This window comes from Amycolatopsis regifaucium, assembly GCF_001613935.1.
GTDB classification, from domain to species: domain Bacteria; phylum Actinomycetota; class Actinomycetes; order Mycobacteriales; family Pseudonocardiaceae; genus Amycolatopsis; species Amycolatopsis regifaucium.
In genome coordinates, this window is the sequence record NZ_LQCI01000001.1 from 256,513 (window position 1) to 271,244 (window position 14,732).

Genomic DNA, 14,732 nt, shown 5'->3' on the forward strand with positions numbered 1-14,732 from the left:
GCGGCTACCGGGCTCACCCGCCGTAGGTACCTGAAACACCCGCGGCTAGAACGACCCAAATCACTCACGGGCCCCAACGCTTCCCGCGCACGAAAACGGGGCCGCGAGCTTTTCGCTCGCGGCCCCGTTTTCGTTGCTCGCAAAGGCTCAGTTGGCCGGTTTGACCTCGGTCTTCGGGTCACCGTCGACCGCGGCGGACAGCTGCGGGACGATCCGGTCGATCACGTAGGGCAGGCTCAGCACGGTCACGAACGAGACCGCGCTGCCGTAGGTCCCTTCGTTCTCGATGAAGACCTCGCGCTTTTCCTTCGCCACCTTCAGTCCACTGTAGAGCGCGTCCTTGCCGAGGATCTCCTGCGCCTTGGCCGGGGTGTCGATGAGCCACACGAGTGCGTCGCGGTCGAGCAGGTCGGTCCGTTCGGCGCTGAGGCTCTTGCCGAACTTGTCGCCGATGGCGGCGTCGAGGTCGGCCGGCAGTTTGAAGCCGAGCGATTCGAGGATGTGCGAGCGTCCGTCCTGGCTGCCGTAGACGAAGTAGCCCTCGTAGGTAGACGCCATCAGCGCCGACTTGCCCTGGAACTCCGGGTGCTCCTTGCGCACCTGGGCGAACTTGTCCTCGACGCCCTTGACCAGTTCGTTCGCCTTGGTGGCGCGTCCGACGGCCTGGCCGACCTTCTTGGTCGCCTCGTTCCACGGGATGCCGTAGTCGTTGTACTCCTTGGGCTGCGCGACGACCGGGACGCCGATCTGGCTCAGCTTGTCGTACTGCTCCTTGGTGAGCCCGGAGTACAGCGCGATGATCAGATCCGGCTTCAGCGCCGCGATCTTCTCGTACTGCGGTCCGTCGACGTCCTTGAGGACCTCGGGCAGCGCGGCGCCGCCGAGTTTGCCGGTCGCCCACGGGCCGATGGTGCCGGGGAACTTGCCGAGCCACTCGGTGACCCCGACCGGGACCACGCCGAGGGCGAGCAGCGCGTCCTGCTCGGTCAGGCCCACCGTGACGACCCGCTTGGGTTCCTGCGTGATGGTGGTGCTGCCGTACTTGTGCTCGATCGTCGTCGGGAACGCGTTGGCGTCGACCGCGGAGCCGGCGGAGTTCTGCGCGGCCGGGGCGGGTGACTCGCCGCCACCTCCGCACGCGGTGAGCGAGGCGGCCAGCACCAGTGAGGACGCCAGTACACCGGCGGTCTTCAGGCGCCCGCGCACGGCGGAGAGAGTGGGGATTCGGGCCATCGTCCGTCCTTCTTGATCGGCGGTCCGGCGAAATGCCGGATTAATCGATATTCAGGTTTGCCTAACCTAAGACGCCGAACGGCCGAACGCAACCGGCTCCGCTGCGTCCCGGATCACGTCCGTGACCGGTTGTCCGACCAGGCCGCCCAAAGCGTTGCGTACCGACCACCGGAGGCCACGAGTTCGTCGTGCGTCCCGCTTTCGACGACCGCGCCCGCGTCGAGCACGACGACCCGGTCCGAGGCCGCCGCCTGCGTCAGCCGGTGCGCGACGACGAGACCGGTCCGGCCTTCGAGCGCGGCCGCCGCGGCGGCTTCGAGGGTTCTCGCGCCCGCGCTGGTCGAACGCCACACGTGGGCCTTGCTCGCCACTGCCGCCGATCCCGGCGTCGCGGTCGAATTGCTCCTCTCGCGCCAATGCGCCGACGGCACGTTCCCGAAGCATCTCGACACCATGGAGTGCGGATCCGGCGACCTCGCCGCGACAGCCTCGGCGGTCACGGCGCTGGCCGCGCGGCCGTTCACCGACGCCGCACCCGCCTCGAAACGACCGGACGGCTGGTCCGAGCGGCGCGTGTCGGCGGTCGTCTCCGCGGTGACGGCGCTCGGTGTCCGGCCGACCGGCGAGGGATTGGTGACCGGCGAGGCGGGGACACCGGATGTCGCGCTCAGCGCTTCGGTCGCCGCCGCCCGGCAGGTGGCGGGGCTGGACGCGAGCGGTACCGCGCGTTCGCTGGGCAAGCTCGCGCGGGCCGACGGCGGTTTCGCCAAGGAACCCGAGGGCGACGGGGCGACTGATTTCCCGACGAGCCTGGCCGCCGCGCCGGGTGTCGCCGGCCGGTCGTGGCTCACCGCTGCCGACTCGCCGTTGTCGCCCGCGCTCCGGCTGCCGCTTTCGGGAGCCGACGCGGCGTCCGGCACCCAGTTGCGGGCCACCGCTCAGCCCGCCTTGCCGCCCTGGCTGATGTGGGGCCTGACCGGACTGGCCGGATCGCTGCTGCTCGCGGCGATCGTCCTGATTTTCCTGCTCCGTCGATTCATCAAGACCAAGGGGGGTCTCGTCATGAGAAAACTGCTCGCCGTCACGTCCGTCCTCATCGGACTGACGATCGCCGTACCCGCGACCGCGCGGGCGGTCGACCCGGCCAAGGGCTACGCCGGGGTCTGCACCGGCGCCGACGCCCGCACCGGGGTCACCGTCGTCGTCGACTTCCAGGAACTGGACGGCAACGGCGGCACCGCCGCGCCGACGATCACGCGCTGCTCACCCAACGCGAACCCCGGCACCGCCCGCACCGGAATCAAGGCCTTGCAGGACGCGGGCATCGCCGTCGCCGGGACCGCGAAGTGGGGCCTCGGTTTCGTCTGTCGCCTGGAGGGCCGCCCGGCCGCGACGGAAACCCTTCCGCTGACGACCAACCCGAACTACAAGGAGGCGTGCGTGATCACCCCGTCGCCGGTCGCGTACTGGGGTTACTGGTACGCCGACGGTTCCGGTTCCGCCTGGACCTACAGCAGCCAGGGCGCGCTCAACCGCAACGTCGTCCCCGGCGGCTTCGAAGGCTGGTCGTTCTCGCTGAACAAGTCCGCGTCGACCAACCCGCCGCCCAGGGTGACGCCGTCGAACCCGGCTCGCACCGTCCAATGAGGAGGGTCTTCGGTGTGGTGGCGGCGCTCTTCCTGATCGCCGCCGCTTCGCCGTCCGCGCACGCGATCGATCAGGGCAAGGGACATCCCGGCTTCTGCAAGGACGGCACCGGGGTCACCGTGGTCGTCGACTTCCAGCAGCTGGGCGGCACGACCATCGTGCGCTGCAATCCCCAGCCGACCCGGGACACCGGGCTGGACGCGCTCAAGGGCGCGGGTTTCCAGATCGCCGGTGTGCAGCGCTGGGGTGAGTCGTTCGTCTGCCGGATCGAGAACCGGCCGTCCGCGACCGAGCAGCTTCCCGTCGCCGGGCGCGAGCAGTACCGCGAGATGTGCGTCGACACGCCTCCCTCCGGAGCGTACTGGTCCTATTGGCAGGCTTCGAACAACTGCGCGTGGGACTACAGCCAATGGGGTGTGAAGAACCGTGACTTCATCCCCGGCGGGTTCGAGGGCTGGTCCTTCTCACTGAACGCCACCACGGCGAACAACCCGGTCCCGCGGATCGCCGCGGTGCGGCCGGGTACCGAAGGACAGCCCTGCCTGCCACCTGAGGAAGCGAAGCCGTCCACCGGGGATCCCGCCGAACGGCAAGGGCAACGGCCACAGGCCGGAAACGGGCAGGGCCAGGAGCCGCCCGCGGGCGAGAGGCCGGGTGCGGACGAGCCGCCTGCCGCGGGACAGAGTGCCGGCGCGCTGCCGCCGCCCAAGCCGCGTCCGAGCGCGTCGGCGCGGCCGAAGGCGAACGACCCGTCGGGCAACGTCGCGTTCACCGGTGGGGAGAACGCCGAGGACGTCACCGCGATGCTCGACCGTGAATCCGGCGCGAGTGGCTGGGCACCCTGGGCGGCGGGAGCGGCGGTCCTGATGTTGTGTGTGGCCGGATTCCTGGTGGCGCGCCGACGTAAACGCGCCCAGGGAACCTGATGACGTCGTACTTCCTGCCGCGCGACCTGCATCCGGCCGCCTGGTGGGTGTGGGCGCTCGGTCTCGCCGTCGCGGCGGCCAGGACGACGAATCCGTGGCTGCTGCTGACCATCGTGGCCGTCGCGGGCTACGTCGTCGTGGCCCGGCGCACCGAGGCGCCGTGGGCCTTGGCGTTCCGGCTCTACCTCTACCTCGGCGCGCTCATCGTGGCGGTCCGGGTGTTCTTCCGGCTCGTGTTCGGCGGCGGCGAGGGCGCCACGATCATCCTGCGGCTGCCCGAAATCCCGCTGCCCGCGTGGGCGGCGGGCATCCGGCTGTTCGGCGATGTCTCCGCGGAATCGTTGCTGGGCGGCCTCTACGACGGGATGCGGCTGGCCGCGATGGTGATCTGCCTCGGCGCGGCCAACGCGCTGGCGAACCCGAAACGCCTGCTCAAGGCGATGCCGCCCGCGTTGTACGAAGTGGGCACCGCGGTGATCGTCGCGCTTTCGGTGTTCCCGCAGCTGGCCGAAAGCGTCCTGCGGGTCCGGCGGGCCCGCAAACTGCGGGGTGGTTCCGGCAAGAAGATGAAGGCCCTGCACGCCGTTCTCATCCCGGTCCTGGAGGACGCGCTGTCCCGTTCGCTGCAGCTCGCCGCGTCGATGGACTCCCGCGGTTACGGACGAGCAGGGACGCTCGAGGCGCGTGCCCGGCTGCTCACCGGCACGCTGATGATCGTCGGCCTGCTCGGCGTCTGCGTCGGCGTTTACGCCACTTTGGACGGTTCGACGCCCAGGTTCCTCGCCGCACCGGTGCTTTCCGCCGGGGTGCTGATCGGACTCGCCGGATTCCGGGCCGCGGGCAAACGTGTCCAGCGCACCCGTTACCGGCCCGACCGCTGGCATCCGGCGGAACTCGTCGTCGCCGCGAGCGGGGGCGCGGTCGCGGGTGTGCTGTTCATGACCTCCAGCGTGAACCCGATGGACCTCAACCCGTCGCTGCTCAACCTGTCCTGGCCGTCGCTGTCGTGGGGTCCGTTGTTCGGGGTACTGGCCGGAGTGGTACCCGCCTTCCTGACCCCGGTCCCCGAACCGCCGTACGCCGCGCTCGAAGAAGAAGTGCACACATGATCGAACTGAATGAGGTCTCCTTCACCTACCGCGGCCGCTCCGAACCGGTGCTGTCCGACGTGACGCTGTCCATCGGTGAGGGCGAACTCGTGCTCTTCGCGGGCCAGACCGGAGCGGGCAAATCGACGCTACTGGGCACGATCAACGGTCTCGTCCCGCATTTCACCGGCGGCCATCTGGAAGGCACGGTGTCCGTCGACGGCGTCACGACGCGGTCGCGACCGCCCCGCGAGTTCGCGCATCTGGTCGGCGTCGTCGGACAGGACCCGCTCGCGGGCTTCGTCACCGACACCGTCGAGGACGAACTGGCGTACGGAATGGAGCAACTCGGCCTCGATCCGCAGGTGATGCGCCGCCGCGTCGAGGAGACGCTGGACCTCCTCGGCATCGCGGAACTGCGCAGGCGCGCGTTGCGGACCCTGTCCGGCGGACAGCAGCAGCGGGTGGCGATCGGCTCGGTGCTCACCACGCATCCGAAGGTGCTCGTGCTGGACGAACCGACGTCCGCCCTGGACCCGACCGCGGCCGAGGAGGTGCTGGCGACGCTGGCCAGGCTGGTGGAGGACCTCGGCACGACGGTGCTGATGGCCGAACACCGCATGGAACGCGTGATCCCGTTCGCGGATCGGATGATCTACGTTCCGGGTACCGGCGCGGTGGTGGACGGTCCGCCGCCCGAGGTGCTGAAGGACATGCCCATCGCCCCGCCCATCGTCCAATTGGGACGGCTGGCGGGCTGGGATCCGTTGCCGATGGCGGTGCGCGATGCCCGTCGCCGCGCTTCCTCGCTTTCACTGGGGACTCCGCCGGCCCGGACCACGGTCGAGGGCGAGGAGGTGCTCACCGCGGCCGGGATCGTGGTCCGGTACGGGCCGAAGGTCGCGGTGCGCGAGGTCGATCTCGTCCTGCGGGCCGGTGAGGTGCTGGCGATGATGGGCCGCAACGGTTCCGGCAAGTCGTCGCTGCTGTGGGCGGTACAGGGCTCCGGCCCCCGGCAGGGCGGCACGGTCACCGTCGAGGGCAAGGATCCGAAGACGCTGAGCAGCTCGGCGGCCCGCGCACTGGTCGGCATGGTGCCGCAGACCGCGAGCGACCTGCTGTACCTGCAGACCGTCGCCGCCGAATGCGAGGCAGCCGACGCGGAGTCGGGGGTGGAACCGCGTTGTTGCCGGGCGCTGCTCGACCGGCTCGCTCCGGGGATCGATCCCGACTCGCATCCGCGCGACCTGTCGGAGGGGCAGCGGCTCGCGCTGGTGCTCGCGGTGCAGTTGTCGGCCGCGCCCCGGATCATGCTGCTGGACGAACCCACCCGGGGTCTCGACTACCTGGCGAAGGCAGCGCTGGCGCGGATGATCGCGTCCTTGACGGCCGAGGGCAAAGCGGTCGTCGTGGCCACGCACGACGTCGAATTCGTCGCGACGGTCGCGCGGCGCGTGGTCGTGATGGCGGAAGGAGAAGTCGTCTCCGACGGTCCGACCGCCGACGTACTGGGCGGCTCGCCGGCGTTCGCGACGCAGGTCGCCAAGATCCTCGGGGAACCGTGGCTCACCGTCGACGACGTCCGCTCGGCGCTCGCACAGGAGGTCCGGTGACCACCGCGCCCGCGGTCCGGCTCGGCCCGCGCTCGGCGCTGGTGCTCGCGCTCGCGTCGCTCGCGGGACTGATGATGTTCCTGTGGCCGCTCCTGGTCCGTGTCGAACCGCAGGCGACGCAGCACGGCCCGGACGCGCCGTTCGTGTTCATCGGGCTCCTGCCCGTCCTGATCGTCATCGTGCTGGCCGAAATGTCCGAAGGGGGCATGGATTCCAAGGCCCTCGCGATGCTCGGGGTGCTTTCGGCGGTGAACGCGGCGTTGCGCCCGCTGGGGGCGGGGACCGCGGGCATCGAGACCGTGTTCTTCGTCCTGGTGCTGGCGGGACGGGTGCTCGGGCCCGGATTCGGTTTCGTGCTGGGCTGTACGTCGATGTTCGCTTCCGCGTTGCTGACCGCGGGCGTCGGGCCGTGGCTGCCGTTCCAGATGATGTGCTCGGCGTGGATCGGGATGGGCGCGGGACTGCTGCCGCGCCGTGTCACCGGCAAGGCCGAGATCGCGATGCTGATCGGCTACGGGATCTTCGTCGCGTATGTGTTCGGGTTCCTGATGAACCTGTGGTTCTGGCCGTTCATCACCGACGCCGAAGTGCCGTACCACGACGGCCACATCTCCTACGTGCCCGGCGCCCCGGTGCTGGAGAACCTGCACCGGTTCGCCGTGTTCACGCTGCTGACTTCGACGGCCGGCTGGGATACCGGGCGGGCGGTCACCAACGCGGTGGCGATCCTGGTGCTGGGGCCCGCCGTCCTCGCCACGTTGCGCCGGGCCTCCCGGAAGGCTTCCTTCGGCCGGAGTACTTCGGACGCCCGATCGCCCAGAGCGCCAAGGGAGTCGGGAAGGCGGCGGTGAGGGCGATCGCGCGAACTGACCACCGATCGTCCACAGTGGACCAATCCCACTCACCGGGGCACTCTTCCCGCTGTGCGGCGAGTTCGGTGACCGCTGTGCTAACTTCCGGGAATGCGCGGAGGCTCCAGGATTCCCTTCAGCAGGACGCTCGCGGTGGCGGCGTCGGTGCTTCTGGTCTCGCTCGCCGGCCCGGGAGCGACGGCGAACGCCGCCGGCGGCCAGCCGCCGCGGCACGGCTGCGAATGCGCGACCCCGTCGATCGACCGGTTGCAGCAGTGGCTCGCGTCCGGTGAGGGTACGACGGTTCCGGCGACCGGCAGTCTGCTCGTCCGCGAGCGCGGCGGATACGCGGCCAAGGTGACCTTCCTCAACGCCGAGTGGCACGTGATCGTCGTCTGGCTGGGGAACCGGTTCGAGGCGCAGGCCGACCTTTCGAAATCCACCGGTTTCTGGCTGACCTACCGCGCGACCGATGATCTCTACGTGCAGCTGCGTCCCGCGTCGCACTGGAGCGGCGGCGACAAATGGCTCACGAAGGTGCCGTCGACCGGCGGGAAACTCGTGAAGAGGTTCTTCAGCTTCGCGCCCCGCGCGTGGACGACGCTGCCGGAACTCGGCAAGCCGTCGTACTCGTTCGCGTCCGCGCTGGCCGAGGCGCGTGGTCTGGTCTTCGTCGGCAAGACCGCCAACGAACTCGACTTCCGCGGATTGCGTGTCGACCGCTACACCCCGCCCTGTCTCTGAGTGCCGCCGATCCGTACGCGGTCGGTCGGCCTCCCGCGCGCCGAATCCAATTCTAACCGTGTTCCGCTAAGGAAACGCTAAGCGTCATCCTTAGCGTAATCGGACGGTTGTGCTGGATTTGCGGATACCGTAGTCGTAACGCCGGAAAAGTTCGTATCGAGTGCGTTATTGGCGATCAAACTCGGATATTCGTGCGATCCGTCAGATGATCGCCAACGTCGGTGAATAGGTTATCTTTCAACCATTCCGGAATGATTGACGAAGAACCGCCTCTTGGTGGGCTTTATCCCTTTGTTACCTGACGCCGGGTTGTTTCGATCATCGGGTGCTCGTACGGTCGGAGACACGATGGGGTGACACGGTGGGGGTTCTGGGGTTTCAAGAGTCGACCACGAGTCGTGGTCGAGAATCACTTTTACTCTTTCGTGTTCTCTGTTCGTCCGGATCCGGGATATCGAAGATCGCCTTGCCGTAATCGATGTACTCTCAATCTGATGGGGAGCGTGTTCGACAATGGAAGCTAAAGTGGAGACGAAGAGAATCAGAAAGGGCGTGGCCGCGGCCGTCATCGCCTCGTTCGGATTCGTGGGTGTCGGGGTGGCGGCGCCGCCCGCGATGGCCTGGCTGCACCCCGGCCCGACCACGCAGTATCCGTCGAGCGGAGGGACGTGGCAGTACGGCTTCTGGAACGTCAAGGTCCGCTCGTACTACACCGTGAACAGGTGCCACGGGTCGTCCGTCAAGCTCAACGGCAGCCTGTCGCGCAGTGCCGACACGCGCGCCGGTGTGCGGTCCACCGCGGAGAAGTACGCCGTCAACACCCCTGGTGCCGACGACGCGTACTACTACCGCACCTGCTGATTCCGAATCCCCGCCGTATCCGGCCGGTCGCGCGCCGGCCGGATACGGCGGGGATCACCGCCCGGCCGAACGATCGAAGGAAAGCCGTTGCACAGAAAAGTAGTCGTCGCGGTTTCGGCGGTGCTGTTCGCCTTGCTGGCGGTCGCGGTGACCTTGATGGCGAACCTGCACGACCGGACCTATCCGCAGCAACTCGGGACCAAGTCCCTCGTCGAGCTGGACTTCGTCAATTCCGGCCTGCCGGACGCGGAGGCGATCGGTGAACTCGGGCGGCTGAGCGATCGTCTGGGAGTCGGCCTCCTCAAGGTCGCGCCGGATCTCGGCGGTGACCAGTCCGGCCAGGTCTTCGTGAAGGTCGGCGACGCGGGTGAATTCCCGGCGCGGATAACGCGCTTCGGAGACGAGAAGGACGCCGAGATCAGGAGCAACGCGGCGCTCGAACATTCATATGCGAGCGGTCAATACCTCGTCACCGGTTCGACCGACCGGCTTCCCGAGTTCCGGGAGTGGCTGACGGCGCGTCAGGTGATCGCCAAGTGGAACTACAACGATCTCGGTACGACACTGGAAACGGTGGCGCGGCAGGGCAGCTTCCTGATGAGCCTGCTGGCCGCCACCGCGTTGATGGCGTCGCTGGTGCTGTACTGGCTTTCGGTCAAGGCCAGGGGCAGGGCGCTCCGTGCGCTCGCCGGCGTTTCGACCTGGCGGATCCAGTACGAGGACCTGAGAGGCTTCCTGTTCGCGATGGTCCTGGCGGCTGTCGTCGTCGACACGGCCGCCGTCGTCGTCATCGGTTTCACGCAAGGGTGGGTTTTCGCGCCGCTCTACCTCTCGATCCTGCTGGTGTTCGACGCGATCGTGATCGTCGTGACGATGTTGTGCGCGCTGGTGATGTCGGTCGCGTCCTGGCCAGGGCCCGCGATGCTGGCCAACCGCGATCCCGCGGTCAAATCCCTGCGCGGGGTTTCGGTGGTGCTCAAGGCACTCACCTTCGTTCTGGTGCTGGCCGCGGTTTCCCCGGCGTATACCGCCTACGCGAATGCCAGGAACACCGCTCTCCAGCAGTCTCATTGGAAGTCCTTGGCGGATCAGGTCGCCCTGTCCTTCCAAGCGGCGATGGGTGAAAACGGGTTCCAGGAGATCATGGGCAAAGTGGGTGACGTGGTGCGCGACGCCGAACAACGCGACGACGTCGCCCTTTCCTACGCCTGGAACGGGGAGACCGTGGAAGGCGCCGACCTGGGGCCGTCCGGCAACCTGGCGCTGGTCAATCAAGGCTGGCTGAACCTGATGCTGGGCAACGGGAAAGGCCGGCTGGCGCCGCTCCCGCCGGAGCGGATCCCGGACAGCACGCGGAAATTCCTGGTGGAAAACCTGGAGCTGTGGAAGCGCGGAGGCGAGTCCGCGGCCGAGGTGCTCGGCAAGTTCTCGTTCTACCACTTCTCGCAGCCGGAACAGCTTCCGCTGGCCCTGGCCGGAAGCGGCGAACTGGTGTTCCCGGCGGACGCGATCGTCGTCGTCGCCCCGGAGGTGTACGCCACGTTCGACGACGACTTCCTCGCGTCCATCGCGTCCACGCGGAATCTCGTGTTCACCGGGCTCGGCCCCACCCAGGGGCTGCTGGCGCAGCACGGCCTGCAGTACAAGATCAACGTGCAGTACGCCGCGGAGGAAGGGATCCTGCTCGCCCAGTTCACCGCGTATTTCGCCTGGCTCGAAGGGGTTTCCTTGGTGGCCTTGCTGGTGGCGCTGGTCGTCTCCGCACTCATCGCGGCGTTCATCGCGGCGGTACTGCACGCGCGACGGGACTTCCCGCTCCGGCTCGCGGGGCAGCGCTGGTCCGAGATCCTCGCCGGGCGGGTCGCGCCGGAATGGCTCGTGGGTGCCGCGCTGGCCGTGATGATCATCCTGCTCCGCGGTGGCGACGGCGCGCTGCTCGCGACGGCGGCGGCGGTGCTCTGCCTCGTCGCCTCACCGGTCACGCATCTCCTGGCCACTCGCTGGACCTTCGCCAACGTCCGGCGACGCACTCTCTAGACGGGAAGACCTCCATCATGGAAATACGAGCCGATGCCGTTTCCGTCGTCATCGACGGCCGGGAAATCGTCCACGACGTCTCGCTCTCCTGCGGTCCGGGGACCATGACCGCGCTCGTCGGGCCCAGCGGCTGCGGCAAAACGACCTTGTTGCACTGCCTGGGCTTGCTGCAGCGCCCGACCTCGGGCCGGGTCCTGGTGGACGGCACCGACACCGGCGGCTGGAACGCTCGGGCCCGGCGACGGTTCTGGAAGGAGTCCGGGGCCTTCGTGCTCCAGGACTACGGCGTGCTGGAGGAGGAGTCCGTCGCCTTCAACGTGGTGATGAAGGCCGGCGTCTTCGGCTCGCGAGTGATCGGGGATCAGCGGAAGATGAAGGCCGTCCTCGAGCTGACCGGACTGACCGGCCGGGACGAGGAACAGGCCGCGCATCTCAGCGGCGGCGAGAAACAGCGTCTCTCGATCGCCAGGGCGCTCTACAAGGACGCCCGGGCCGTCTTCGTCGACGAGCCGACGGCGTCACTCGACGAGGCCAATCGGGCACGGGTCATCCATCTCCTCGGGGATCTGGCCCGGCGCGGCTGCGTCGTCATCGTGGCGACCCATGACGACTCGATGATGAGCGCGTGCGACGTCCGCTATTCGCTGCGTGCGGAAGAGGGTGTCCGGACTTCTCGTCACTGACGATCTTCGCGGGGAGAGTCCCGACGGGTGACCGTCGCACACAGTGCCCGTTTTGTCCTGTACGGTGAACTTTCAGCCGCCCCGTGCTCGACCGATCCGAGGAGTACCCCTGATGAGCCTGTTCGACTCGCTGAAGGAGAAGGCCGCCGAACTGCTGGGCGGTGCGGGGGACAAGGTCGGCGAGCTGACCGGACTCGACCTTTCCGGCGCCACCGACCAGGTCACCCAATCCGCCGAGGGGCTGACCGAGACCGGCCAGGGCTTCGCCGAGAACGCCACCGCCGCGGGACAGGGCGCCGTCGATTCCGCCACCGCGGCCGGTCAGGGCGTCGTCGACTCCACCGGCGCGCTCGGCGACGCCGCCACGGGACTGGCGGGCGACGCGATCGACCCGAACGCCAGGGGCTGATCGTTCACGATCCCCGGTATCCGTGAGATTCCCCCGGGTGCCGGGAAAACGCCTACGCGGCGGAGGTGCGGGCACGCTATCCTTGCGGGACTTGACCCATCTGCGGGGGAGCGGACATGGTCGTGATCTGGATCCTGCTCGGCGTACTCGTACTGGTGATCGGTATCGCCGTGGTCACCGACCTGCGCGATCGCGGGCGAGGCGGCACCCGCAAGATCATGCTGCCGGGCTGGGCCTCGCGGCGTGCGGACTACACGGAGAACGACCTGGTCCACGGCCGCTGGGTCGACAAATCGCCGCGCGAGCAGGAGGAAGAGCTTCGGCGGCGGTACAAGTCGGGCGAGGAGTGAACCGGTCGTAGCCAGTCCGAAGTGGACGGTCTAAGCGGCGTGGCTGCTCCACCGCCACGCGGCGTGCAGGGCCGCGATCAGGGCTTCGTCGTCGGCGAAGGTGGGTTCTTCCCCGACCGGTAGCCAGGTCCGGTCGACGACCTCGCCGTGCCGTCGGCGGATCACCGCGATCCCGGGGTAGGAGAGCGCCGCCCGGTCGTCGACGGCCACCTGCCGGGGCTCCCAGCTCAGCTGGACTACGCGATCAGCGCTCATTGGCCACAACTTTCTGTACTTGCGTACTGGGTAAGTCGTGAGTCGGTGCCCGGACGTTTCATCCAGCGGCCTGGCCGTGAAGGCCTCCTTCCCTACCTTGAGCGTAGGGAAGGAGGCCTTCACGGACCGCACGCGAGCCCCACCGGCTTCCCTAGCCGACGAGACCGGCGAACCGGCTCAGCGTCTCCTCGCGTCCCAGCGCCTGGGTGATCGAGTGCAGGTCCGGGCTCCGGGTCGAACCGGTGATCGCGATCCGGATGATCTGCGAAGCCTCGCGAATCGAGCCCGGGAAGCCCTCGGGGTTCTTCTTGAACTCCTTGGCGTTCTTCGCGAAGCCGTGCTTCGCGGCCACCTCGCGGATCTGCTGGAACCACTCCTGGCCGTCGTCGAGCTGCTGGTAGCTCTCGACGAAGTCGCGCGCGACGGCCTGGACGACCTCGCGGTCGACACCGAGCGCGGCGATCCGCTCGTCGTCGGGGCCGGCGACGGCGGCGTGCAGCTGCGGGAAGAAGAAGCCGTAGACGGCGCGGAACTCGCTCCACTTCTTCAGGTCCTTGCGGGGGTTCTCGGCGCCGTCACGCTCCACGGCGAGCGCCCGGAGCGCGAGCTCGGGCTCGGCGTCGAGGACGGTCCGCAGCGCCGGGTCGAACCGCTCCGCCCAGGCGCGGACCTCTCCGAGGATCTCGGCGCCGGAGAGCGTGGCGATGTGGTCCGCGGCGATGTCGTCGAGTTTGATCAGGTCGACCAGCGGGCCGGCGACCCCGCATTCGTCGAGGTTGATCGGCTCGCTCAGCGCCTGGTCGAGCGGCATTTCGGCGAGACGGCCGTTGGCGAGGCCGCGCAGATAGTAGAGGACGGCCTTGGTTGGGTAGCCGGACTCGATGTAGAAGTCGACGCTCGCTTCCGGGTCCTTGCGCTTGGACAGCTTGCGCTTGCTGCCGCCCTCCTGCTTCATCAGCGGCGCGATGTGCGCGTAGGTGATCGGCTCGAAGGCGAGCGCGTCGAACAGCTGCTGGTGCACCGGCACCGACGAGATCCACTCGTCGCCGCGGATGACCAGGTTGACGCGCATGAGGTGATCGTCGACGGCGTGCGCGAAGTGGTAGGTCGGCAGCCGGGGGCTCTGGTCGGAACTCTTCAGGATGACGACGTCGTTGCGATTCGCTTCGGCCTCGAGCGGGCCGCGGATGGCGTCGGTGAACCGGGCGCGGGCGCCGGTGTCGTCCGGTGCGCGGAACCGTACGACGTACGGGTCGCCTGCGTCCAGCTTGGCCTGGACGTCGGCGGGGTCGGCGTCGCGCCAGATGGCCCACGAGCCGTAGTAGCCGGTCGGCAGCTTCGTCGCCTGCTGCCGCGCGGTGATCGCCGCGAGTTCCTCCTTGGTGGCGAAGTCGAGGTACGCACGGCCGAGGCGGAGCAGGTGGCGGACGTAGGTCAGGTAGATCTGCTCGCGCTCGGACTGCTGGTACGGGCCGTAGTCGCCGCCGCGATGGATGTCCTCGTCGGCGGCGAGGCCGAAGTAGCCGAAGCCGCGCTCGAACTGCTCGATCGCGCCTTCGACCTCGCGGGACCGGTCGGTGTCCTCGACCCGGACCAGGTAGCGGCCGCCGCTGCGGCGGGCGACGTCCTGGTCGATGGTGGCGACGTAGATGCCGCCGATGTGGACGAACCCGGTCGGCGACGGGCCGAAGCGGGTGACCAATGCGCCCTCGGGGAGATCGCGGGCGGGGTAACGCTGTTCCCAGTGCTCGGGTTCGGGCAGGTCGGCGGGGAAGAGGGCGTCGATGACTGCTCGGTCCAGCATGGCGGTTCAGATCTCCCGGCGTCGTGGTGCATGGCTGTTTTCGCCATCGAAGAGACTAGCCGTCCGGCCTCCTGACCCGGTGGGGGTGGTCCCGATGCGGGATGCTCCACTTGCGCACCCCGATTCGCGCGAGTGGAGCATACGAAAGCCACACGTCGTCCATGCTGCTTCGCACTGTCGGCGGGTGGGTCCGAACCTGCACGATCTCGGTACCGAACACCGCAGGTTCAG

The 14,732-nt window shown here is 68.5% G+C and carries 14 protein-coding genes and 1 pseudogene; 11 read left to right on the forward strand and 4 right to left on the reverse strand.

Annotated features, from left to right (window positions below; genetic code table 11):
* Window positions 1–147: 147 nt before the first annotated feature.
* Together AVL48_RS01090 and AVL48_RS01095 are read right to left on the reverse strand one after the other, a co-directional pair.
* Complete coding sequence (locus AVL48_RS01090; RefSeq protein ID WP_061989805.1) at window positions 148–1,233, reverse strand: iron-siderophore ABC transporter substrate-binding protein; 1,086 nt, start codon at window positions 1,231–1,233, stop codon at window positions 148–150.
* 113 nt (window positions 1,234–1,346) lie between these two features.
* Window positions 1,347–1,553: pseudogene (locus AVL48_RS01095) on the reverse strand (ABC transporter ATP-binding protein); the annotation flags it as partial.
* A gap of 40 nt (window positions 1,554–1,593) precedes the next feature.
* Between AVL48_RS01095 and AVL48_RS39925 the strand changes: the two are divergent.
* The 11 genes from AVL48_RS39925 to AVL48_RS01150 all read left to right on the forward strand — a co-directional run bounded on the left by AVL48_RS39925 (window position 1,594) and on the right by AVL48_RS01150 (window position 12,442).
* Window positions 1,594–2,880 (forward strand): hypothetical protein, encoded by a 1,287-nt coding sequence (locus tag AVL48_RS39925; RefSeq protein ID WP_244162428.1) that lies wholly within the window; start codon window positions 1,594–1,596, stop codon window positions 2,878–2,880.
* Between the two features lie 14 nt (window positions 2,881–2,894).
* Window positions 2,895–3,806 carry a YML083C domain-containing protein gene (locus AVL48_RS01105; RefSeq protein ID WP_244162427.1) on the forward strand — a complete coding sequence of 304 codons (912 nt, stop codon included), beginning with the start codon at window positions 2,895–2,897 and terminating at the stop codon, window positions 3,804–3,806.
* Window positions 3,806–4,915, forward strand: coding sequence for an energy-coupling factor transporter transmembrane component T (locus AVL48_RS01110; RefSeq protein ID WP_061989811.1), 1,110 nt, complete (start codon window positions 3,806–3,808; stop codon window positions 4,913–4,915). The genes AVL48_RS01105 and AVL48_RS01110 overlap by 1 nt, the downstream gene beginning before the upstream one ends.
* A complete protein-coding gene (locus tag AVL48_RS01115) occupies window positions 4,912–6,507 on the forward strand; it encodes an ABC transporter ATP-binding protein (protein ID WP_061989814.1) in 1,596 nt (531 codons plus the stop codon). The genes AVL48_RS01110 and AVL48_RS01115 overlap by 4 nt, the downstream gene beginning before the upstream one ends.
* The gene (locus AVL48_RS01120) at window positions 6,504–7,358 is read left to right on the forward strand and encodes an ECF transporter S component (RefSeq protein WP_061989816.1); all 855 of its coding nucleotides are present in this window, start codon (window positions 6,504–6,506) and stop codon (window positions 7,356–7,358) included. Before AVL48_RS01115 ends, AVL48_RS01120 begins: the two co-directional genes overlap by 4 nt.
* A gap of 153 nt (window positions 7,359–7,511) precedes the next feature.
* Window positions 7,512–8,102, forward strand: coding sequence for a hypothetical protein (locus tag AVL48_RS01125; protein WP_082857503.1), 591 nt, complete (start codon window positions 7,512–7,514; stop codon window positions 8,100–8,102).
* Window positions 8,103–8,627: 525 nt separating this feature from the next.
* Window positions 8,628–8,963: a lactococcin 972 family bacteriocin gene (locus AVL48_RS01130; RefSeq protein ID WP_244162426.1), complete on the forward strand. Its 336-nt coding sequence runs from the start codon at window positions 8,628–8,630 to the stop codon at window positions 8,961–8,963.
* Between the two features lie 87 nt (window positions 8,964–9,050).
* Window positions 9,051–11,000, forward strand: a complete 1,950-nt coding sequence (locus AVL48_RS01135) for a hypothetical protein (RefSeq protein WP_061989820.1) — start codon at window positions 9,051–9,053, stop codon at window positions 10,998–11,000.
* A 17-nt stretch (window positions 11,001–11,017) separates the two neighbouring features.
* A complete protein-coding gene (locus AVL48_RS01140) occupies window positions 11,018–11,683 on the forward strand; it encodes an ABC transporter ATP-binding protein (RefSeq protein WP_061989822.1) in 666 nt (221 codons plus the stop codon).
* A 112-nt stretch (window positions 11,684–11,795) separates the two neighbouring features.
* Window positions 11,796–12,092: a hypothetical protein gene (locus AVL48_RS01145; RefSeq protein WP_061989824.1), complete on the forward strand. Its 297-nt coding sequence runs from the start codon at window positions 11,796–11,798 to the stop codon at window positions 12,090–12,092.
* 116 nt (window positions 12,093–12,208) lie between these two features.
* Window positions 12,209–12,442, forward strand: a complete 234-nt coding sequence (locus AVL48_RS01150; RefSeq protein WP_061989826.1) for a hypothetical protein — start codon at window positions 12,209–12,211, stop codon at window positions 12,440–12,442.
* Window positions 12,443–12,472: 30 nt separating this feature from the next.
* On the opposite strand, the gene AVL48_RS01155 is transcribed toward AVL48_RS01150, so the two are convergent.
* Both AVL48_RS01155 and AVL48_RS01160 read right to left on the reverse strand, forming a co-directional pair.
* Window positions 12,473–12,697 (reverse strand): hypothetical protein, encoded by a 225-nt coding sequence (locus AVL48_RS01155; protein WP_061989829.1) that lies wholly within the window; start codon window positions 12,695–12,697, stop codon window positions 12,473–12,475.
* A gap of 151 nt (window positions 12,698–12,848) precedes the next feature.
* Window positions 12,849–14,501 carry a glutamate--tRNA ligase gene (locus AVL48_RS01160; RefSeq protein ID WP_061989831.1) on the reverse strand — a complete coding sequence of 551 codons (1,653 nt, stop codon included), beginning with the start codon at window positions 14,499–14,501 and terminating at the stop codon, window positions 12,849–12,851.
* Window positions 14,502–14,732 lie beyond the last annotated feature (231 nt).